This is a genomic window from Sporosarcina sp. FSL K6-3508, assembly GCF_038615825.1.
Taxonomy (GTDB): Bacteria; Bacillota; Bacilli; order Bacillales_A; family Planococcaceae; genus Sporosarcina; species Sporosarcina newyorkensis.
In genome coordinates this window covers 2541536-2562576 of sequence record NZ_CP152016.1, presented here as the reverse complement: position 1 = coordinate 2562576, position 21041 = coordinate 2541536, and the positions used below count along the sequence as shown (strand labels likewise).

21 protein-coding genes and 1 riboswitch are annotated in these 21041 nt (G+C 42.8%); all 21 genes read left to right on the top strand.

Annotated features, from left to right (window positions below):
* Positions 1-24 precede the first annotated feature (24 nt).
* The 21 genes from MKX97_RS12760 to MKX97_RS12660 all read left to right on the top strand — a co-directional run bounded on the left by MKX97_RS12760 (position 25) and on the right by MKX97_RS12660 (position 20848).
* The gene (locus MKX97_RS12760; protein WP_009498151.1) at positions 25-1200 is read left to right on the top strand and encodes an acetyl-CoA C-acetyltransferase; all 1176 of its coding nucleotides are present in this window, start codon (positions 25-27) and stop codon (positions 1198-1200) included.
* A gap of 32 nt (positions 1201-1232) precedes the next feature.
* On the top strand, positions 1233-3032 hold the full coding sequence (locus MKX97_RS12755; RefSeq protein ID WP_281250668.1) for an acyl-CoA dehydrogenase family protein: 1800 nt from the start codon (positions 1233-1235) through the stop codon (positions 3030-3032).
* A gap of 362 nt (positions 3033-3394) precedes the next feature.
* Complete coding sequence (locus MKX97_RS12750) at positions 3395-3754, top strand: arsenate reductase family protein (RefSeq protein WP_342536120.1); 360 nt, start codon at positions 3395-3397, stop codon at positions 3752-3754.
* 78 nt (positions 3755-3832) lie between these two features.
* Positions 3833-4216 (top strand): glycine cleavage system protein GcvH, encoded by a 384-nt coding sequence (gene gcvH / locus MKX97_RS12745; protein WP_009498148.1) that lies wholly within the window; start codon positions 3833-3835, stop codon positions 4214-4216.
* A 57-nt stretch (positions 4217-4273) separates the two neighbouring features.
* Positions 4274-4627 (top strand): hypothetical protein, encoded by a 354-nt coding sequence (locus MKX97_RS12740; RefSeq protein ID WP_009498147.1) that lies wholly within the window; start codon positions 4274-4276, stop codon positions 4625-4627.
* Entirely contained in the window at positions 4620-4919 is a 300-nt protein-coding gene (locus tag MKX97_RS12735; RefSeq protein WP_078818020.1) for a thioredoxin family protein, read from the top strand. The genes MKX97_RS12740 and MKX97_RS12735 overlap by 8 nt, the downstream gene beginning before the upstream one ends.
* A gap of 51 nt (positions 4920-4970) precedes the next feature.
* Positions 4971-5076: riboswitch (SAM riboswitch) on the top strand.
* A 153-nt stretch (positions 5077-5229) separates the two neighbouring features.
* Positions 5230-6255 carry a methionine ABC transporter ATP-binding protein gene (locus MKX97_RS12730; RefSeq protein ID WP_078818021.1) on the top strand — a complete coding sequence of 342 codons (1026 nt, stop codon included), beginning with the start codon at positions 5230-5232 and terminating at the stop codon, positions 6253-6255.
* Positions 6248-6916 (top strand): methionine ABC transporter permease, encoded by a 669-nt coding sequence (locus tag MKX97_RS12725; RefSeq protein ID WP_078818022.1) that lies wholly within the window; start codon positions 6248-6250, stop codon positions 6914-6916. Before MKX97_RS12730 ends, MKX97_RS12725 begins: the two co-directional genes overlap by 8 nt.
* 78 nt (positions 6917-6994) lie before the next feature.
* On the top strand, positions 6995-7855 hold the full coding sequence (locus tag MKX97_RS12720; protein ID WP_342536119.1) for a MetQ/NlpA family ABC transporter substrate-binding protein: 861 nt from the start codon (positions 6995-6997) through the stop codon (positions 7853-7855).
* A gap of 139 nt (positions 7856-7994) precedes the next feature.
* Positions 7995-9176, top strand: coding sequence for a dicarboxylate/amino acid:cation symporter (locus MKX97_RS12715; protein ID WP_078818024.1), 1182 nt, complete (start codon positions 7995-7997; stop codon positions 9174-9176).
* 258 nt (positions 9177-9434) lie between these two features.
* Positions 9435-10220 (top strand): Fe-S cluster assembly ATPase SufC, encoded by a 786-nt coding sequence (gene sufC / locus MKX97_RS12710; RefSeq protein WP_139366007.1) that lies wholly within the window; start codon positions 9435-9437, stop codon positions 10218-10220.
* Between the two features lie 19 nt (positions 10221-10239).
* Positions 10240-11547, top strand: a complete 1308-nt coding sequence (sufD, locus tag MKX97_RS12705; protein WP_078818026.1) for a Fe-S cluster assembly protein SufD — start codon at positions 10240-10242, stop codon at positions 11545-11547.
* Positions 11547-12776, top strand: coding sequence for a cysteine desulfurase (locus MKX97_RS12700; RefSeq protein ID WP_221835819.1), 1230 nt, complete (start codon positions 11547-11549; stop codon positions 12774-12776). The genes sufD and MKX97_RS12700 overlap by 1 nt, the downstream gene beginning before the upstream one ends.
* On the top strand, positions 12766-13203 hold the full coding sequence (gene sufU / locus MKX97_RS12695) for a Fe-S cluster assembly sulfur transfer protein SufU (protein WP_078818028.1): 438 nt from the start codon (positions 12766-12768) through the stop codon (positions 13201-13203). Before MKX97_RS12700 ends, sufU begins: the two co-directional genes overlap by 11 nt.
* Before the next feature lie 43 nt (positions 13204-13246).
* Positions 13247-14644 (top strand): Fe-S cluster assembly protein SufB, encoded by a 1398-nt coding sequence (gene sufB, locus MKX97_RS12690; RefSeq protein ID WP_078818029.1) that lies wholly within the window; start codon positions 13247-13249, stop codon positions 14642-14644.
* A 326-nt stretch (positions 14645-14970) separates the two neighbouring features.
* The gene (locus MKX97_RS12685) at positions 14971-16263 is read left to right on the top strand and encodes an ABC transporter substrate-binding protein (protein ID WP_342536118.1); all 1293 of its coding nucleotides are present in this window, start codon (positions 14971-14973) and stop codon (positions 16261-16263) included.
* A 77-nt stretch (positions 16264-16340) separates the two neighbouring features.
* Positions 16341-17255: a sugar ABC transporter permease gene (locus MKX97_RS12680; protein WP_342536117.1), complete on the top strand. Its 915-nt coding sequence runs from the start codon at positions 16341-16343 to the stop codon at positions 17253-17255.
* Entirely contained in the window at positions 17245-18069 is an 825-nt protein-coding gene (locus tag MKX97_RS12675; RefSeq protein WP_221835835.1) for a carbohydrate ABC transporter permease, read from the top strand. Before MKX97_RS12680 ends, MKX97_RS12675 begins: the two co-directional genes overlap by 11 nt.
* 13 nt (positions 18070-18082) lie before the next feature.
* On the top strand, positions 18083-19219 hold the full coding sequence (locus MKX97_RS12670; protein WP_078818033.1) for an ABC transporter ATP-binding protein: 1137 nt from the start codon (positions 18083-18085) through the stop codon (positions 19217-19219).
* Positions 19219-20019, top strand: coding sequence for a sugar phosphate isomerase/epimerase family protein (locus MKX97_RS12665; RefSeq protein ID WP_342536116.1), 801 nt, complete (start codon positions 19219-19221; stop codon positions 20017-20019). Before MKX97_RS12670 ends, MKX97_RS12665 begins: the two co-directional genes overlap by 1 nt.
* Before the next feature lie 16 nt (positions 20020-20035).
* Positions 20036-20848 (top strand): HAD-IIA family hydrolase, encoded by an 813-nt coding sequence (locus tag MKX97_RS12660; RefSeq protein ID WP_342536115.1) that lies wholly within the window; start codon positions 20036-20038, stop codon positions 20846-20848.
* The last annotated feature ends 193 nt before the right edge of the window (positions 20849-21041 follow it).

The window sequence follows — 21041 nt, the reverse complement described above, 5'->3', positions numbered from 1 at the left end:
GAAGAGGATAAAGGAGGAAACAGAATGCGCGAAGCAGTAATTGTAGCCGGTGCTCGAACACCGATTGGTAAAGCTGGAAGAGGTTCTTTGGCAACTGTCCGTCCGGATGATCTCGGGGCGTTGACGATAAAGGAAACATTGAAGCGTGCAGGAGGATACGACGGGCCGATTGATGACTTGATCATGGGCTGTGCGATGCCTGAAGCAGAACAAGGAATGAACATAGCGCGTAATATCGGCGCACTTGCAGGGTTGCCAGATACGACACCTGCTGTGACGGTTAACCGTTTCTGTTCATCAGGCCTGCAGTCGATCGCTTATGCAGCGGAACGAATTATGCTTGGTCATTCGGAAGCGATTCTCGCAGGCGGCGTAGAGTCGATGAGTATGGTACCGATGATGGGCAATACGATTCGCCCGAACTTCAAATTAGCAGAAGAAGCGCCGGAGTATTATATGGGAATGGGCCACACAGCGGAACAAGTGGCGCAGAAATACGGTATTTCACGTGAAGATCAAGATGCTTTCGCAGTAGAATCACATAAGCGTGCAGAAGCAGCGATTAAAGAGGGCAAGTTTGTCGATGAAATTGTACCAGTCGAAGTGGTCAAACGTTTTGTTGATGCTGAAGGGAATTATCAGGAAAAGCACGTATTGTTCGAAATGGACGAAGGGGTACGTCCAGGAACGACAACGGAAGTACTAGGCAAGTTGCGTCCAGCATTTAATGCGAAAGGTTCTGTTACAGCGGGGAATGCTTCTCAGACATCTGACGGAGCAGCGACTGTCCTGTTAATGGATTCCGAAGTTGCGGAGCAGCGCGGATTGAAACCGCTAGCAAAATTCCGTTCATTTGCGGTAGGCGGTGTCCCACCTGAAATCATGGGAATCGGGCCGATTGAAGCGGTTCCGAAAGCATTGAAGATTGCGGGTCTGTCTGTTGAAGATATCGATCTTTGGGAATTGAATGAAGCATTCGCATCCCAATCACTCGCGGTCATTCGCCATCTTGGGCTCGATACGAACAAAGTGAATGTCAATGGGGGAGCTATCGCTACGGGTCACCCGCTAGGTGCAACGGGCACGGTGTTGACTTTGAAATTAATCAATGAATTGAAGCGTCAAGGCAAACAGTATGGTGTCGTCACGATGTGTATCGGTGGCGGAATGGGTGCTGCAGGGGTATTTGAAGTTTTATAAACAAAAAAATGGGAGAAACAGGGGGAATATATATGACAAAAGCTATGGAGGGAATTAATATGACAGAATTCGTTAAAGGTGGAGCGTTTTTAACAGAGGACCTGAGTGCAGAACGCGTATTTACACCGGAAGATTTTACAGATGAGCAAAAGATGATTGCAAAGACAACGGAAGAGTACGTTAAAAATGATGTAGCTCCTTTAATTGATAATCTGGAAAATCACGAGTTCGAACATTCTGTGAAACTATTGAAAAAAGCCGGAGACCTTGGACTGCTTGCAGCGGACATCCCAGAAGAGTACGAAGGGTTAGGTTTGGATAAGATTTCATCTGCATTGATCGCTGAAAAAATGTCATTAGCAGGCGGTTTCTCTATCACACACGGCGCTCACGTAGGAATCGGTACATTGCCAATCGTTTTATTCGGTAATGAAGAGCAAAAAAAGAAGTACTTACCAAACTCTGCAACTGGTGCTAAGATTTCCGCATACGCCTTAACAGAGCCAAGCTCAGGATCGGATGCCCTTGGAGCGAAAACAACTGCAAAATTAAACGCAGCGGGTACGCACTACGTCTTGAACGGCGAGAAACAATGGATCACGAACTCTGCATTTGCTGACGTATTCGTTGTATACGCTAAAGTGGATGGCGACAAATTCACAGCATTCATCGTAGAGAAGGAATTCCCAGGCGTTTCAGTAGGTCCGGAAGAGAAAAAAATGGGTATCAAATCATCTTCAACTCGTACGTTAATCTTGGAAGATGCAGAAGTGCCTGTAGAGAACTTGCTGGGTGAAATTGGCAGAGGTCATATTATTGCATTCAACATCTTGAACATTGGTCGCTATAAATTGGGAGTAGGAACAATCGGAGGTTCGAAACGTTCCCTTCAGTTGGCTATTGAGTATGCGAACCAACGTAAACAGTTCAACACACCAATTTCTTCATTTAACTTGACGAAAGAGAAGTTTGGTACGATGGCTTCTATGCTTTATGCAACAGAAAGCTTGATCTACCGTACAGTAGGTTACTTTGAAGAGCGCAATGCTGCAATGAGCCTGGAAGAGCAAAAGGACGGTAAAGCAGTGGCGGCTTCGATTGCAGAGTATGCGATTGAATGTTCCATCAACAAAGTCGTTGGTTCTGAAGTACTTGATTATATCGTGGATGAGGCAGTTCAGCTGCACGGCGGCTATGGCTTCATGCAGGAATATGAAGTAGAACGTATTTACCGCGACTCCCGTATTAACCGTATTTTTGAAGGAACAAATGAAATCAACCGGATGATCGTACCGGGTACGTTCATTAAGAAAGCAATGAAAGGCGAATTGCCATTATTGCAACAAGCACAAGGACTGCAAGAAGAGCTGCTCATGATGATGCCTGAAGAAGTGGGCGACGAAGCGTTGGCTCAAGAGAAAATGCTTGTGAAAAATGCGAAGAAAATCGGTATTTTAGTGGCAGGACTTGCAGCGCAGCGCTTTGGCACAAAGCTTGAGCAAGAGCAGGAAATCCTTGTGAACATCGCGGACATTGCGAATGATCTCTTCGGGATGGAATCTGCCCTGTTACGGACGGAGAAAGCGATTAATAAAAACGGTGAAGAAAAAGAAAACCAAAAATTACTTTACACACAAATCTTCTGTCAGGAAGCGTTCGCACGCATCGAAGCAGCAGCGAAGGAGACACTACTTGCAGCTGTGGAAGGCGACAACCAACGTATGATGCTGTCTGCATTACGTAAGCTGACACGTAATAATCCGTATAACTTGATTGCGAAGAAACGTGAAGCTGCTGAGAGATTAATCGAGGCAGAGAAGTATATCGTTTGATAGTTGAACGATGAAAGAGCCCTGTCCGGAAATGATCTTCCGGGCAGCTTTTTCAATTTATCGCCGAAATAGTTTTCCGACGATCATAAACGAATCGTAGGCGCTCATAAATTCTGGCTGTCTATCATACAAAGTGTTCGGCCGCTCATACACAGCCTTCATGCGCTCATAACATCACTGAACTTGATCATAAAGCTAATCAAAGCGCTCATAGAGTGATTAAATCCAGGGTAGATCAAACTCTGTTCTCTGCTCAACGCCTCCTGTCGGTTCATGATTTATCGGAAAACCTTTTTGCAATGGGCGAGGACCAAGCAATTCAGACATCTTTTTGCTATACTGACCAAAAAGGGGGCACAAAAATGACAGTTACATATTATGGCTATCCGAAATGCGGGACGTGCCGCAAAGCAAAGAAATGGTTGGAGAATGAAGGGATTTCATTTGAAGAAGTAAATATTGCTGACCAACCGCCAAGTGAAGAGGAACTGCGCATGATGATCGCAAACTCCGGATTGGAATTGAAAAAGTTCTTCAATACGAGTGGCATGAAGTACCGTGAGCTTCAATTGAAGGATAAACTGCCTAACATGACAGAAGATGAAAAGGTTGTTTTACTCGCGTCAGATGGCATGCTGATCAAGCGTCCGATCGTTACAGATGGCCAGCGAGTGACGGTAGGTTTTAATGAAGCAATATTCGCAGAAACGTGGCAAGGGTGAACATAGAATCTTGTCTTTCATACGGAACTATGGCAAACTAAATAGAGACAAACTATTACAAATGTTGGGGGTTAAGACATGAGCACACCAAAAGATTTGCGTTATTCAGAAGAGCACGAATGGGTAAAAGAAGAAGACGGTAAATACCGTATCGGGATCACACATTTCGCACAGTCTGAACTAGGGGATATCGTATTCGTTGAGCTTCCGCAAGTTGGCGATGAAGTGAAATCAGACGAGCCTTTCGGTAGTGTTGAATCAGTGAAAACTGTTTCTGAATTGTATGCTCCATTGACTGGTAAAGTCGTAGCAGTAAACGAAGAGCTGGAAGATAGCCCCGAGCTTGTGAACGAGTCTCCGTATGAAGGCGCTTGGATGATCGTTGTTGAAGTTGCTGACAAAGCAGAGCTTGATGAATTAATGACAGCTGAACAGTATGAAAAAATGACAGCTGGGGAATAAAAAGTAAAAGCGCTGGGAACATTCCAGCGCTTTTTTACACTATGAGGAGGAACGTGGATGAATCCGAAAGTACTTATTGTGGAAGGCAGTACCGACCGCAACCGGCTAAGACCAATGCTTGCGGAGCCGGTAGATATCATTTGTACAAACGGCACGATCAGTTCCTATCATATTGAAGAACTTCTGGCGCCATACGAAGAGCAGGAACTTTTCATCTTTGTGGATGCGGATGTTTCAGGTGATACGATCCGCAAGTTGTTCAAGCAGCTCTATCCAGAAGCAAAACACTTATATACAGATCGACTATACCGGGAAGTGGCGACAACGCCGATCAAAGTGTTAGCGGGCATTTTAGTCGCAGCTAATTTCAAGATACATTCCAACTATTTGGCAGGTGGGGCATATGGATAATTGGACGATTGAAGATTGGGAACGCGAACAGGCGGCGGAGCAATTGGCCGCTTTTTATTTATTTACTCCGATGTGCGGGACGTGTGCAGTTGCATCTAAAATGCTGACGGTGATTGAAACACTGCGTCCGGAGCTGACAATTGGTAAAGCAGATTTAAACTACGTCGTGCAATTAGCGGAAGACTATAAGATCGAAAGTGTACCTTGCTTGCTTATTCATCGGTCCGGGCAACCGATGGAAAAGATTTACGCATTTCATTCCGTTCCTTATTTACTGGAAAAGCTGAGTTGACAATGGAAGCGGAAGTATGGTATAAGTAGTACAATCAATTGAATATCAAGACTCTTATAAAGAGTGGTGGAGGGAAGTGCCCTATGAAGCCCGGCAACCGTCACATATGTGAAATGGTGCCAAGTCACTCAAAGCGAATTGCTTTGACAGATGAGAGAATGGAAACGTACATAACGATTCATACGTTCTGCCTTTCTGCTTATCTGCAGAAGGGTTTTTTTATGATCAAAAGCGGAAAGCGTCGTTAAGCCTCGGCAGGCGTTGACGGACGGAAACGAGTATAATGGATTTATTGAAGGTGGTGCAGGAAATGATTCAACTAACAAACGTTCAAAAGACATTCCAATTGAGCGGTTCAGAAATTGTAGCAGTGGATGATGTAACATTCACGATTAAAGAAGGAGAAATTTTCGGCATCATTGGTTATAGTGGTGCCGGGAAAAGTACATTGATCCGGTTGTTGAATGGTTTGGAACAACCGACTTCAGGAAGCATTGTGATCAATGGGCAAGAAATGACGACGCTGAAGGGCGCGAAAATGCGAAATGCGCGTCAGAAGATCAGTATGATATTCCAGCATTTCAACTTGCTGTGGTCAAGAACTGTTGAAGAAAATATTGCGTTCCCTTTGGAAATTGCAGGCGTGAAGAAACCAGAACGTCAGCGCAAAGTGAAGGAACTGATTGATCTGGTCGGTTTGACAGGACGGGAGAAGGCGTATCCCGCGCAATTATCCGGTGGACAGAAGCAGCGTGTCGGTATTGCACGAGCGCTTGCTAATGACCCTGAAGTGTTGCTTTGTGACGAAGCGACTTCTGCACTGGATCCTGAAACGACCAACGCGATTTTGGATCTGTTGACGAATATCAATGAACGTCTCGGTTTGACGATCGTCTTGATTACACATGAAATGCACGTTATTCGTAAGATTTGCCATCGTGTAGCGGTCATGGAAGCAGGGAAAGTCGTAGAAATCGGCAGTGTCCTGGATGTCTTCCAATCCCCGCAAGCGGATATTACGAAGCGTTTTATATCTCAGGTGACGGATACAGGAGACACGGACGCAGCGGTGGCACATCTTCAACAAGAGACACCTCTTGGAAAACTCGTGAAATTGGCGTTTATCGGGGAACGTACGGAACAGCCGGTGCTTGCAGAGTTGATTCGAAAGTTTCCGGTCGATGTCAATATTGTTCAAGGAAATATCTCGACAACGCGTGACGGCGCATACGGTACACTCGTCTTGCAGCTTGTAGGTGACGTGGCGGTCATTGATGAAGCCATCGCCTACTTACATGCCAATGAAGTAAAGACGGAGGTGCTGGCAAATGATTGAACAGTGGTTTCCAAATGTTAATTGGGAGAAAATGTGGACGGCTACTGGAGAAACGCTGTACATGTCAGCGTACTCTACCTTATTTACATTTGTGCTCGGCATCGGTCTTGGTCTGCTGTTGTTCCTGACAAGTCCGGGACAGTTGTGGGCGAATAAAATTACGAATGTCATCACAGGTGCTTTCGTTAATATCTTCCGTTCCGTGCCATTTATCATTTTAATTATTCTATTGCTTCCATTAACCAATTTATTGATCGGAACGATGCGCGGTCCTGATGCTGCGCTGCCGGCTTTGATTATTGGAGCTGCACCGTTTTACGGACGGATGGTACTTATCGCGTTACAGGAAATCGATAAGGGAGTCATTGAAGCCGCACGTTCGATGGGTGCGCGTACTTCTACGATCATCTTCAAAGTTCTGTTGCCTGAATCGATGCCCGCGCTCGTGTCAGGAATTACGGTTACTTCCATTGCACTTGTTGGCTATACTGCGATGGCAGGAGTAATCGGTGCGGGTGGACTCGGGACACTTGCTTATTTGGAAGGTTTCCAGCGTAACCGAGGAGACGTGACGTTGATGGCAACAATCTTAGTGCTCGTCATAGTATTTGTCATCCAATTTATCGGTGACTTCATCGTGAATCGTTTGGACAAGAGGTAAAGGGATTGCCGGAGGCTTCCTTTTTGGGAGCCCCTGTTAACCATATAAAATTTATAATGGAAAGGGAGAAATGTGAATATGAAGAAGTTTTTATTCGGTCTATTCGCGGCAGCTTTAGTTTTAGCACTTGCAGCATGCGGAACAAAAGACGATAACAAGACAGGCGGCAATGCAGCAGATGGGGATGCTGATAAAGAAAAAGAAGAGAAAACGACGTTAGTAGTCGGTGCATCCAATACGCCACATGCTGTTATTCTGGAAAAAGCACAGCCTCTATTAGAAGAAAAAGGCTATGAGTTAAAGATTGAAAGTTATACAGATTATGTACTTCCGAATAAAGATTTGGAGGAAGAAGTACTGGATGCAAAATACTTCCAGCACATTCCTTACTTAGAGGGCCAAATTGCTGATTTTAATTATGATTTCGTCAATGCAGGTGCAATTCATATTGAGCCGATTGGAGTCTACTCTAAAAAGTACAAGACTCTGGAAGAACTTCCTGACGGTGCAACCATTCTGATCAGTAACTCTGTAGCGGATCATGGTCGTGTACTTGCAATGCTTGAAGAAAAAGGTTTGATCAAGCTGGCTGAAGACGTAGAAAAAGTTAAGGCTGAAGTGGAAGATATCGTTGAAAATCCTAAAAATCTAAACTTCGATGCAAACTATGAAGCAGCTTTAATGCCTCAGCTTTATAATAATGATGAAGGCGATGCTTTGTTGATCAACTCAAACTTTGCGATCGACGCTGGCTTGAATCCATTAGAAGATGCGATTGCTTTGGAAGATAAAGAATCTCCATACGTCAATATTGTTGCAACGAGAAATGGCGATGAAAACAGCGATGCGATTAAAGCGCTGATCGAAGTACTGACATCCCAAGAAATTCAAGACTTTATTTTGGAAGAATGGAAAGGCTCAGTTGTTCCTGTGAAGTAAGGTTGTGAAAGCCGATAGCGAGTGTAGCTATCGGCTTTTTTTGTACAAAAAAAACAAACAAACTCTTCTTTATTGATTCGAATTGTGGTAAAGTTATTTTGTTTCAGTAATACAGATGTGTATTTGAGGAGGACGTATTGTGAAGTTTAAATTAGGGCTCATATGGCGAATTTTGATTGCCATAGTGCTGGCGATCGGGCTCGGCTTGTTGCTGCCTGCGATTCATGAAGGGTTTGCGCATTGGTTCGTTCGTCTGGCGGCCACGTTTAATATGTTATTTGGTGGGTTTTTGAACTTTATCGTACCATTAATTATTATTGCGTTCATTGCACCAAGTATCGCGAAGCTCGGGAAAGGTTCTGGGAAATTATTGGGCTTATCCGCAGCGTTTGCATATGGATCTACGATTATCGCAGGTCTGCTAGCTTATTTTACAGCTACGGCACTCTTGCCGAATTTCATTCATCAGTCTACAGATACGTCCGTTGCAGAAGGCGCACGAGCTGCAGGAGTAGCTTTTTTTGAAATGGAAATGGACCCGATTATGGGAGTCATGTCTGCTCTTCTCATCGCGTTCGTATTGGGGATTGGTATGGCGTCCATCAATGGGAAGACGATGCTGTCTTTCTTCGATGAATTAAATCTCATTGTCGAAAAAGTCATTTCAGTCATTATCATTCCATTATTGCCGTTTCATATTTTCGGAATCTTTCTCAATATGACATATACCGGAGAAGTCGCCAATGTTTTGTCTGTGTTTGTCTTGGTCTTCGTGATGATTATTTTGCTTCACTTGGTCATGTTGACATTACAGTATACGACTGCCGGTACATTAACTGGGCGTAATCCGTTCGTCTTGATGAAAACGATGGCACCCGCCTATATGACAGCGATCGGCACACAGTCTTCTGCAGCAACCATTCCGGTTACACTGCGGCAGTCAAAAGAAACAGGTACATCTGAACGTGTGGCGAACTTCACTGTTCCGTTATTTGCGACAATCCATTTATCCGGCAGTACGATCACAATTGTTTCTTGCTCGATCGGCGTTATGCTGATGAATGGAATGGATATCAGTTTCGGTAGTTATTTACAATTCATTTTCATGTTAGGTGTTACGATGATCGCGGCTCCGGGTGTTCCAGGAGGCGCAGTAGTGGCGGCAACTGGACTGCTCAGTACGATGCTCGGTTTTTCCGATGCGATGGTGGCACTCATGATTGCTTTGTATATGGCGCAGGACAGTTTCGGAACGGCTACCAACGTAACAGGCGATGGTGCACTGGCTATGATTGTTGACCGTTTTACGAAAAAAGTATAAAAAACAAGAAAAGTCGGCGATATTTGCCGACTTTTTTCTGTCTAATTCTTAGAGACTATTCTCTCGTTGATTCTCATTCAATACTAGTCAATTGAAAAATAGGTGAATTCCAAATAGTCTTCATCCGCATTAAACCGCTGAATTGCTCTTTAAATTATAATGATTCTTAATGATTTGCAACCCACCCGAATATGGGGTAAGATTAGAATGATACTAAATAGAGAATGGCTAACCATTCAACGCGATCATACTGGAGGTATTGGAATGGCAACTTTGGAAATTAAAGATCTTCATGTCGAAATTGATGGCAAGGAAATCTTAAAAGGTGTTACCTTAACAATTAATACAAATGAGATCCATGCAATAATGGGACCGAATGGTACAGGGAAATCTACACTTGCTTCTGCGATCATGGGTCACCCAAAATATGAAGTTACATCAGGAAGCGTCACAATTGACGGTGAAGACGTTCTTGAAATGGAAGTGGACGAGCGTGCAAAAGCTGGTCTATTCCTAGCAATGCAATACCCAAGTGAAATCACAGGCGTAACAAATGCAGATTTCCTTCGTTCAGGAATCAACGCTCGCCGTGAAGAAGGCGATGAAATCTCCCTGATGAAATTCATCCGTGAACTTGACAGTAAAATGGAGTTCCTAGAAATGGATGAAGATATGGCAACTCGTTATTTGAACGAGGGCTTCTCAGGCGGAGAGAAAAAGCGTAATGAAATTCTTCAACTGATGATGTTAAAACCAAAATTCGCAATTCTTGATGAGATTGACTCTGGCCTGGATATCGACGCATTGAAAGTTGTTTCAAATGGAATCAACGAAATGCGCGGTGAAGGCTTCGGCTGCTTGATCATCACACACTACCAGCGTCTACTGAATTACATCGAGCCGGATCATGTACACGTCATGATGCAAGGTAAGGTTGTAAAATCCGGTGGTCCTGAATTGGCAGCTAAACTTGAAAGCCAAGGATATGACTGGATCAAAGAAGAACTAGGAATTGATGACGAGACGGTTGGACAAGAAGCATAAGAAAGGGGACGACTTTAAAATGACGGTTGAAACAACTTTGGCATTGACCGAACAGGACGTCCGCTCTTATTCCGCAAACGTGGAGGAAGCTGCTTGGATGGCAGATTTTCGTGCGAACGCTCTAGCGAAAGCGGAAGTGCTCGCAATGCCGAAACCAGATAAAACTAAAATCACTAATTGGAATTTCACACAATTCCCTTCACATACAGTTGAAAGCTCGATCTTTGCAACATTGGAAGAATTGCCTTCTGAAGCGAAAGCATTGATCGATGGAGAGCAACAACAAAATATTTACGTGCAACACAATAACACTCCGGCATTCACTTCATTGTCAGAAGATCTGAAGTCACAAGGCGTGATCTTGACAGATATCTTCACAGCTACTCGCGAACACAGTGATTTGATGCAAAAGTATTTAATGACGGATGGTGTCAAAGTAGATGAGCACAAGCTTACAGCTCTTCACGCGGCACTGATCAACGGCGGCGCATTTGTCTATGTACCGAAAAACGTTGTCATCGAAGATCCGCTTCAAGTACTCTTCATTCATGACAATGAAAAGGCATCTTTGTTCAACCACGTATTGGTTGTGGCGGAAGCGAATAGTTCGGTCACATATGTGGAAAACTACCTCTCTACTATGGAGCATGCAGAAGGACAGGCAAACATCGTTTCTGAAGTATTTGCGATGGATAATGCAAAAGTCGTCTATGGTGCAGTAGATGTATTAGCGGAAGGATTGACGACGTATGTCAATCGCCGTGGAATTACAGGTCGGGATGCAAGAATTGAATGGGCACTTGGCTTAATGAACGACAGCAATACAATTTCCGAAAACATTACGCACCTAGTCGGAAACGGCTCATCAAGTGATATGAAATCCGTTGTCGTTGGACGCGGTAGCCAGAAGCAGAACTTCACTTCTGAAATTGTTCACTGGGGACTTGATACGGATGCTTTCATCTTGAAACACGGTGTCATGAAAGAATCCTCTACTGCGATTTTCAATGGAATCGGTCGGATCGCAAAAGGCGCAACACGTGCGAACGCTGTCCAAGAGTCACGTATGCTGATGTTGAGCGAAAGAGGGCGCGGTGACGCGAACCCAATTTTGTTGATCGATGAAGACGATGTAACAGCAGGCCACGCAGCTTCTGTAGGACGTGTAGATCCATTGCAAATGTTCTACTTAATGAGTCGTGGTATTTCTAAGGAAGAAGCAGAACGCCTCATCATTCATGGATTTTTAGCTCCAGTGGTCAGCAAATTGCCGATCGAAGGAGTTAGAAAGCAATTGACGGAGGTTATTGAAAGGAAAGTGCGCTAATGCTCAATAAAGAGATCCGCAATCATTTCCCTATATTAAATCAAGAAATCAACGGACATCCGCTCGTTTATTTGGACAGTGCTGCGACATCGCAAAAGCCTGTCCAAGTCATCGAAGCGTTGGAACACTATTACCGCTTTGACAATGCCAATGTTCACCGCGGAGTGCATACACTTGGTAATCGTGCAACAGATGGTTATGAAGGCGCGCGTGAGAAGGTCCGTAAGTTCATCAATGCAAAATCCACGGAAGAAATCATTTTCATGCGTGGTACTACGACTGCCTTAAATACAGTCGCTCAAAGCTACGGCCGTGCAAATGTCTCGGAAGGTGATGAAATTATCATCACGCATATGGAGCACCACTCCAATATCATTCCATGGCAGCAATTGGCCAAAGAAAAAGGCGCTGTATTGAAATATATTGATCTGGAAGAAGACGGCACGTTATCAATAGATAAAGTACGCGAAACTATAACAGATCGTACGAAAATTGTGTCGATCATGTATGTTTCCAACGTCCTCGGAACGATGAATCCTATAGAAGAAATTACGAAAATCGCCCACCAACATGGCGCGGTCATGTGTGTAGATGCTGCGCAGGCAGCTCCGCACTTGAAAATTGATGTACAGAAACTAGATTGTGATTTCCTTGCATTTTCCGGACATAAAATGTGCGGACCTACTGGAATCGGAGTCCTCTACGGTAAGAAAGATCTGCTTAATGCTATGGAGCCTGTAGAATTCGGCGGCGAGATGATTGATTTTGTTGGCCTGTATGAATCTACTTGGAAAGAGCTGCCTTGGAAGTTTGAAGGCGGTACTCCGATTATCGCAGGTGCAATAGGGCTGGGAGCAGCTATCGATTTTCTTGAGGAAATCGGAATGGATGCAATTGAACAGCATGAGCATGAATTAGCTGGCTATGCGATGGAGAAGATGTCCGAGGTTGACGGATTGGCTATTTATGGGCCAACTGATCCTGGAAAGCGTGCAGGTTTGGTGACATTTAATTTGAATGATGTTCATCCACACGATCTTGCGACGGTGCTCGACATGAATGGAATTGCTGTCCGTGCAGGTCATCACTGTGCACAGCCTTTAATGAAATGGCTTGAATGCTCAGCGACCGCGCGTGCTAGTTTTTATTTATACAACACGACGGAAGATGTAGACCGCCTCGTGGAAGGACTTCGCACAGCAAAGGAGTATTTTACTGATGTCTACTAATAAACTTGATCAGCTTTACCGATCTGTCATCATGGATCATTATAAAAATCCTAAGAATAAAGGCGTTTTGGAAGATGGGAATGTCACGATTGACATGAACAATCCAACATGCGGCGATGTAATTCATTTAACGATGAATGTTGAAGGTGATGTCGTCAAAGACGTAAAATTCGAAGGAGAAGGCTGCTCTATCTCGATGGCGTCAGCCTCCATGATGACCCAGTTGATTAAAGGGAAATCTACAGAAGATGCAACGAAGTTGGCGCATACCTTTTCTGATATGATGTTAGGCAAAGATTTGGACGATTCCATTGAACTCGATGATTTAGAAGCACTGTCGGGTGTCGCACAATTCCCTGCCCGCATTAAATGTGCAACATTGAGCTGGAAAGCGATGGAAAAGGGAGTCTCCGGTGAGTCGCAGTGACCTTGGCCAAAGTACGAGCAATTATGGAACGGAGGAATAAATAATGGCGAAACAAATGCCAGAAATCGGCGATTATAAATATGGTTTCCATGACAAAGACGTTTCTGTATTCCGTTCAGAACGTGGATTGACACGTGAAATAGTGGAAGAGATCTCCAACATGAAGGAAGAACCTCAGTGGATGCTGGATTACCGCCTGAAGTCTTTGGAGATTTTCTACAGCAAACCGATGCCACAATGGGGCGGAGACTTGAATTCATTGAACTTTGATGAGATCACGTACTACGTTAAACCATCTGAAGCAACGGAACGTTCGTGGGATGAAGTACCTGAAGAAATCAAGCGTACGTTTGATAAATTAGGTATTCCTGAAGCGGAGCAAAAATACTTGGCAGGTGTTTCTGCACAGTATGAATCCGAAGTGGTCTACCACAATATGAAAGAAGATCTTGAAGATCTAGGAATCGTCTTTAAAGACACAGATTCCGCACTTCGTGAAAACGAAGAACTATTTAAGCAATATTGGGGAACAATCATTCCGAACACGGATAATAAATTCTCAGCGTTGAACTCTGCGGTATGGTCTGGTGGTTCGTTCATCTATGTACCACCTGGCGTAAAAGTGGATACACCGCTGCAAGCCTATTTCCGAATCAACTCGGAAAACATGGGACAGTTCGAGCGTACATTAATCATCGTAGATGAAGGCGCAAGCGTTCACTACGTAGAAGGTTGTACAGCACCTGTCTACACAACAAACTCACTTCACAGTGCAGTTGTTGAGATCATCATCAAAAAAGATGCGTATTGCCGTTATACGACAATCCAAAACTGGGCGAACAACGTCTACAACTTGGTAACGAAGCGTGCAGTATGTGAAGAAAATGCAACAATGGAATGGATTGATGGCAACATCGGTTCTAAATTGACGATGAAGTATCCAGCAGTCATCCTAAAAGGCGAAGGCGCACGCGGTATGACATTATCGATTGCACTTGCCGGTAAAGGACAGCACCAAGATGCAGGCGCAAAAATGATGCACTTGGCTCCAAACACATCGTCTACCATCGTATCCAAGTCAATTTCTCAACACGGCGGAAAAGTAACGTATCGCGGAATTGTCCACTTCGGACGCAAAGCGGACGGCGCTCGTGCGAACATTGAGTGTGATACATTGATCATGGATAAGAAATCCACTTCCGATACGATTCCATACAATGAAATCTTGAATGACAATATTTCATTGGAACACGAAGCAAAAGTATCGAAAGTATCTGAAGAGCAGCTCTTCTACTTGATGAGCCGCGGCATTCCTGAATTGGAAGCAACGGAAATGATCGTTATGGGCTTCATCGAGCCATTCACGAAAGAACTGCCGATGGAATATGCGGTAGAGATGAATCGCTTGATTAAATTCGAGATGGAAGGTTCCATCGGTTAATACATTTTAACCCCTATCACAACTAGGTTGTGATAGGGGTTTTTTCGTACGTTCAAACACATTCAGATAGATACGTTCTTTCACGACATTAATAATTCTTTACATGCCCTTTAAACGCCATTAACAATCAAGAGTTATACTCATAAGTGAATAGGAAATAAACAATCGTCGAAACTACTACTAGTTTGTGAGGTGAGTAGAAAAGTATATAAGATAGTTCTGTGATGATGAAAGTTCCAAATCTTAAGATCAGCTATGGATGTACATACGGTGAATAACCTTCCAAGATGAAACACACAAACTGTGAACAGTAAAGGAGAAAAATCATGAAACGATGGTTACTAGCGACATTATGTATCGGATTTACAATATTTCTTGCAGCATGTAATAACGAAGCTTCGAGTGAGAGTAGCGGAAATGATGGAAAGACAGTCATCGAGTACTGGCATGTGAATGCAGAAACTCAAGGGGGACAAACGGTTACTCAATTGGTAGACGATTTTAATAAACAAAGTGATACCGTTGAAGTGGTAGCCAAATACAATCCCGATATGTACAAAGGGCTGATGCAGAATATGCAAGCCGAGGCTGCGGCTGGTAATTCACCTGCAGTAGTTCAGATCGGTTGGGCATTTTTAAACTACTTTTCCGAGAACTTTGAGTACGTGTCACCACAAACGGTAATTGATAAACATTTCCCTGAAGATAAGACATTTCTTAAAGATCATTTTCTACCCAATGTAATGGATTTGGCAAAGAACGCGAAAGGCGATCAGGTGGGTATTCCGTATTCTTTAAGTTCGCCAGTTTTGTATATTAACAGAGACATGTTAAAAGAAGCGGGTCTTGATGAAAATGGACCGCAAACATGGGAAGAAGTAAAAAGTTTTTCAAAAGAGATTAAAGAACGTACAGGAAAATACGGATTCTATTTCCAAGAACCGGCTGATAACTGGGCTACTCAAGCCTTGCTTGAAAGTAATGGTGCATCCTTCCTAACGGATGGAAAAGCAACATTTGCATCGGATGAAGGCATTGAAGCTTATCAATTATTAACAGATATGATAGTAAAGGATAAAACCGCATTGCATATAGGGTGGGATCAAGGAGTACAAAGCTTTATTGATGGTAGTGTAGCGATGGCCTATACGACGATTGCGCAACGTTCCAATATTCAAGACAATGCACAATTTGATGTGGCTGCAGTGAGATCCCCTATATGGGAAGGAAAAGATGCGAAGCTTCCGGCAGGAGGAGCGATGCTTGCGATCACAGCACAAGAGGAAGAAAAACAGAAGGCTGCATGGGAATTTATGAGCTATTTGTATAGTGTGGAAGCAATGGCTGAATGGACGAAAGGAACGGGCTATGTACCACCGCGTCATGATGTTGCAGATGCGGAAAATGGCTTGAAAGAGTATCTGAAAGAAAATGAGATGATGACGGCTGCTATTGAGCAGATGGATGGAGTAGTTCCATGGGCTTCTTTCCCAGGGGATGCAGGATTGCAGGCTGAACAGTTGTTACTTGATCTTCGTGATCAGCTGCTAAAAGGAAGTGTTTCTCCTAAAGAGGGGCTGGAAGCTACAGAAGATGAGGTTAATGAGCTACTACAATAATAATTTACAAGATCTGTTCGGGAGGTTGTTCCACCTCCCGTCAATCTAAAAAATGAACTAAGTGGAGGAATCGTGACATGAGTTCGTTAACAGCCGCAAGAAGAATGTTGCAAATTAATAGAGAGAATGCGATTGGTTACTTATTGCTCGTCCCTTCGATCATCATCTTTGCGGTTTTTACATTTTGGCCCATTATATATACAGTATATTTAAGCTTTTTTGACTGGAATATGATCAGTCCGACAAAAGAGTATGTTGGATTGAAAAATTACATAGAAGTACTTTCTGATCCGAAAACCTATAGAATACTCGGCAATACGTTTCTTTATATCGCGTTATTACTAGTTATTAATTGTGCAATCCCATATATTTTTGCTTTTGTTATTGATATTGTGTTAAAAAAGTACAAAAACTTTTATAAAAGTGCCCTGTTTTTACCAGCATTTATTTCTCTGGTTGTCGGTTCGATCTTATTTACTTGGATGTTAAATCCGGTTTCGGGTCCTTTGGCTATTGTGTTTGGATGGATAGGGTTGGAGATACCCAATTGGTCAAAAGCAGAAGGATGGATTATCGTCGTGTTAAGTTTGATTACATCCTGGAAGATTTTTGGCTATAATTTCATTCTTCTTTATGCTTCGATTAACGGAATCTCTAGGGAAATCATTGAAGCGGCGAAGTTAGACAATATTCCACTTTGGCGTATTTTCTTCCAAATCATTTTGCCGATGAGTAGTGCAACGGGGATTTATGTATTTATCATCACAATTGTTCAGAGTTTACAATATGTATTTACACCCGTAAAAGTAGTTTCGCAAGGCGGACCCGATTATGCCAGTTCCAATCTGATTTATCATGCGTATCATGAAGCATTTGTTGTATACCGTACAGGACACTCAGCAACCTTATCGATTATCACGATGGCGTTGTTTTTATTGCTGCTATTTCTTGAATTCAAGTTTGTAGAGCGTGGGGTTTATTATGAGAATTAGTAGACATGCGGAGACGATCTGGCATTTTATTTTCATGGTTACTGTCCTAGTCATGGTATTTCCCATTATCTATGCTTTCGGAATGTCTTTTAAGCCATTAGAGGATGCATATAATAATGTACTGAACATCCTTCCGATTAACGCTAGTTTGGAAAATTATCGAACATTATTTGCTTCATTGCCTGTTTTGAAAATTACTATGAACACATTTGTTGTAGCTTCTGTTGCCACAGTATTTAAGTTGGTGACCTCCTTTTTAGCGGCCTATGCGTTTGTCTATTTTAAATTTAAAGGGAAAGAAGTAATCTATTTTCTTTTAATCGGTACAATTTTCATTCCTTTTACCGTCACGATGATCCCCAACTATCTGATTATCTCGGAAATTGGAATGCTTGATAGTGTGTGGGGAGTGATTCTGCCGCAATTGGCGGACGCTGTAGGTATATTCCTGATTCATCAGGCAATGAAAAACATTCCGGGCTCTTTGATTGAAGTAGCTCGTTTGGATAATATGGGGCATGGCCGAATCATGAAGGATATTGTGTTGCCCCTTGTACGACCCGCGGTAACTTCTGTAGGAATATGGTTTTTTATTGGTACTTGGAATGAGTTTGTATGGCCGGTGCTTGTGTTGAAAACAACTGAAAATTATACATTGCCCTTGGCGCTTCAGATGTTTATCAGCTCGGAAGGCGGCACGAATTTTACTGTTGCGATGGCTGTATCGGTCATTACGATGATCATCCCACTCATTTTATACCTATCATTCCAAAAGTATATTATAGGGACATTCACTTCATCAGGTATTAAATAATGGAGGGTGCATAATGAAAGAAATCAAATTTGAGCATGTCAAGAAATCCTATGGCGACACTGAAGTTGTAAAGGACCTTAACTTTACGATAAAAGAAGGAGAACGTTTGATATTGCTAGGTCCGTCCGGATGTGGTAAGTCGACGATCTTGCGGATGATTGCCGGGCTTGAAGATATTACGGCAGGAAACTTATTCATGAATGGTCAAAAGGTGAATGATATTCCGAGTGGAAAACGGAATGTTTCGATGGTTTTCCAAAATTATGCGTTATACCCGCATATGACAGTGAAACAAAATATCATATACGGTTTGAAGGTTAAAAAGGTAGACAAAGAAGAAATTGAAAAGCGGCTTGAGTTTGTTTTGGAGATGCTGCAGTTAAAAGGATACGAGGATCGTCTTCCAAAACAGCTATCTGGTGGGCAACGTCAGCGCGTGGCACTGGCTCGGGCAACGGTCAAACGAAGTGACTTCTTTCTGCTAGATGAACCTTTATCCAATCTGGATGCCCAGCTGCGGGTTTCTGCCCGAAAGGAATTGAAGAAAATTCACGAAATGTTAGGTCAGACGATCGTCTATGTAACCCATGATCAAATTGAAGCGATGACGTTTGCCGATCGAATTGTCTTGATGTATAACGGAGAGTTGCAAATGATTGATACACCGGAGAATGTGTATCATCGACCTGCAAATGTATTTACGGCAAAGTTTATCGGTTCTCCTCCGACAAATATATTGGAGATGGAGTTGGGTGACGGCTCAGTGAAAATAGGGAAACAGAGCTTTTTATTGAATGATCTATGGAAACAGCAGATTTCACAGATAGGAGCGGAAGAGCTATTGTTCGGTATCCGACCGGAACATACAGAGTTGTCTGCCATTCCTTTGCCAAATGGATTACGTGGGCAAGTAAAATATGTTGAAAATCAAGGGGATAATTATGGAGTCTATTTAGACGTGGATGGACAAGAGCTGATTGCAATGAGTGAAAATGGAAACTGGCACGATGGGCAGGATGCTTATGTTCGACCATTCATGGAGAAATTTCATTTTTTCTTTAAAAATACAGAAAAGAATATAGGCTATCCACAACAGATGAAAGTGGTAGAAGAGCTGCATTATCTTGAAGAAGGAAAGGTGACTGTATAATGAATAAATCAGTAGCTTATTCGGATTTGCTACTATTGAACAATGATGTCCTTACAAATATTCATCAGCTAATAGAGTACGGAGCGGATAAAATTGAAATTATGATGGATGGCGGACCATGGAATGAGATGGAGGAGTTGTTTGAGACACTCTCCATTGAGCTGAAGAAATTTCCAGTTTCTTTTAGTATTCATCCTCCCGCATGGGATATAAATTTGACAAGCGAAAATAAAGCAATTCGTGAAGTTTCATTTACTGAATACAAAAAAGCGATTGAATTTGCAGGGATGATTCATGCCGACCATGTGGTAATTCATCCAGGGTTCTGCTTTTCTCCAAGTTTTAATAAAAAGCAAGCACAACTTCGAGCCGCTGAATATATTAAGCGATTATGTGAAGTTGCGCGACCTTTAGGGGTCCGGCTCGCTATTGAAAATGTTGGATACAAGGGGAATGCTCTTTTTAATGAAAGAGAATTTGCAAGTTTTTTAGACGAGATCGATGAGACAGCCGGTTATTTACTTGATGTTGGACATGCCCAGCTGGATGGTTGGGACATACCTGAAGTAATACGAATGGTGAAAGACAGGTTAATCGCGCTTCATATCCATGATAATTTAGGAGAAGCGGATGAACATCTACCAATTGGAACAGGAAAAATGGATTGGAGTAAAATTATCAATACGCTAAATGAAAATGAGATTGATTGTGAATTGATTCTAGAATATGCGCCTGGTACTTCTTTGGATGAGCTGCGTATAGGAAAAGAATTTTTAAATCAAAGAGTCTTTGCGTGCTAGTATGAGGGGGAGCAGAGTGATCTTACCTAATGATTTTGATGCGTATTGTTTCGATTTGGATGGCACGATTTATCTAGGTGATAAATTGCTTCCTGGAGTTAAGGAAACGATACATATCATTCGCAAGACAGGGAAAAAAGTGCTCTTTATTACAAACTCTCCTACATTAACACGTGAGGAAGGGAAAATCCGGCTAGAACAAATGGGTATTGCTACGGAACTAGAAGAAATTCTTACTGCCCCGTATCTGGCAGGATCTTATTTTTCCGTGTTTGAGCCTGATGCAACTGTTTTTATTATTGGAGAAGAGGCAATCAGAACGGAACTTAGAAACTTTTCCATTCAAACAACAGAGGACCCGATGAAAGCAACCCATGTCCTTACGGGGATGGACAGATCATTTACTTATGATGATTTACAGTTTGCGATGGACGCGGTCAGAAACTGCAGAAACTTCATTATCACCAATCCGGATCCCTCTTGTCCAGTACCGAGCGGTTTCATCCCAGATACGTTATCCCTTGCGAAAGCGATAGAGGTGGCTTCGGGACAGAAAATTAATAAAGTGCTTGGTAAACCTGATAAGTTTTATAGTGATCAGATGGTTGAGCTGCTAGGTGTTGAGCGACAAAAAATATTGGTGATTGGTGACCGTTTAGATACGGACATTCAGTTGGGAATAGCACAGGGATTTGCTACATGCTTAGTCCTGACAGGGATTTCAAAGGAGGCAGATATGGAAAACACCGGGATACGACCTGATTATGTAATAGAAAATATGAAATATCTTTTTCGTGGCATAGATGAAGAGGCTATGGTTAAAGTATAAGATGGCGGTTTGGTTGAATATTTGATTACGACAGCTAGACCTTCTAGATGAAGCGTTACTAGGTTTGTATGAAAATAGATATGAAAGAAATTCGTTTGGTGTACCTCCTAGTAGGCATTTACAAGCTGCATAGAAACTAAAAAAACTGAGTGTGCCGGTTTTGTGCCAACTCAGTTTTTTATTTGAAAGTGAA

What these genes read in the sequence shown, in the direction of transcription:
- MKX97_RS12725 (WP_078818022.1), top strand. Translation starts at nt 6,248, where the DNA reads ATGATTGAACAGTGGTTTCCAAATGTTAATTGGGAGAAAATGTGGACG.
- MKX97_RS12740 (WP_009498147.1), top strand. Translation starts at nt 4,274, where the DNA reads ATGAATCCGAAAGTACTTATTGTGGAAGGCAGTACCGACCGCAACCGG.
- MKX97_RS12720 (WP_342536119.1), top strand. Translation starts at nt 6,995, where the DNA reads ATGAAGAAGTTTTTATTCGGTCTATTCGCGGCAGCTTTAGTTTTAGCA.
- MKX97_RS12685 (WP_342536118.1), top strand. Translation starts at nt 14,971, where the DNA reads ATGAAACGATGGTTACTAGCGACATTATGTATCGGATTTACAATATTT.
- MKX97_RS12750 (WP_342536120.1), top strand. Translation starts at nt 3,395, where the DNA reads ATGACAGTTACATATTATGGCTATCCGAAATGCGGGACGTGCCGCAAA.
- MKX97_RS12755 (WP_281250668.1), top strand. Translation starts at nt 1,233, where the DNA reads ATGACAAAAGCTATGGAGGGAATTAATATGACAGAATTCGTTAAAGGT.
- MKX97_RS12680 (WP_342536117.1), top strand. Translation starts at nt 16,341, where the DNA reads ATGAGTTCGTTAACAGCCGCAAGAAGAATGTTGCAAATTAATAGAGAG.
- MKX97_RS12675 (WP_221835835.1), top strand. Translation starts at nt 17,245, where the DNA reads ATGAGAATTAGTAGACATGCGGAGACGATCTGGCATTTTATTTTCATG.
- MKX97_RS12730 (WP_078818021.1), top strand. Translation starts at nt 5,230, where the DNA reads ATGATTCAACTAACAAACGTTCAAAAGACATTCCAATTGAGCGGTTCA.
- MKX97_RS12665 (WP_342536116.1), top strand. Translation starts at nt 19,219, where the DNA reads ATGAATAAATCAGTAGCTTATTCGGATTTGCTACTATTGAACAATGAT.
- gcvH (WP_009498148.1), top strand. Translation starts at nt 3,833, where the DNA reads ATGAGCACACCAAAAGATTTGCGTTATTCAGAAGAGCACGAATGGGTA.
- sufD (WP_078818026.1), top strand. Translation starts at nt 10,240, where the DNA reads ATGACGGTTGAAACAACTTTGGCATTGACCGAACAGGACGTCCGCTCT.
- MKX97_RS12735 (WP_078818020.1), top strand. Translation starts at nt 4,620, where the DNA reads ATGGATAATTGGACGATTGAAGATTGGGAACGCGAACAGGCGGCGGAG.
- MKX97_RS12670 (WP_078818033.1), top strand. Translation starts at nt 18,083, where the DNA reads ATGAAAGAAATCAAATTTGAGCATGTCAAGAAATCCTATGGCGACACT.
- sufB (WP_078818029.1), top strand. Translation starts at nt 13,247, where the DNA reads ATGGCGAAACAAATGCCAGAAATCGGCGATTATAAATATGGTTTCCAT.
- MKX97_RS12760 (WP_009498151.1), top strand. Translation starts at nt 25, where the DNA reads ATGCGCGAAGCAGTAATTGTAGCCGGTGCTCGAACACCGATTGGTAAA.
- MKX97_RS12700 (WP_221835819.1), top strand. Translation starts at nt 11,547, where the DNA reads ATGCTCAATAAAGAGATCCGCAATCATTTCCCTATATTAAATCAAGAA.
- sufU (WP_078818028.1), top strand. Translation starts at nt 12,766, where the DNA reads ATGTCTACTAATAAACTTGATCAGCTTTACCGATCTGTCATCATGGAT.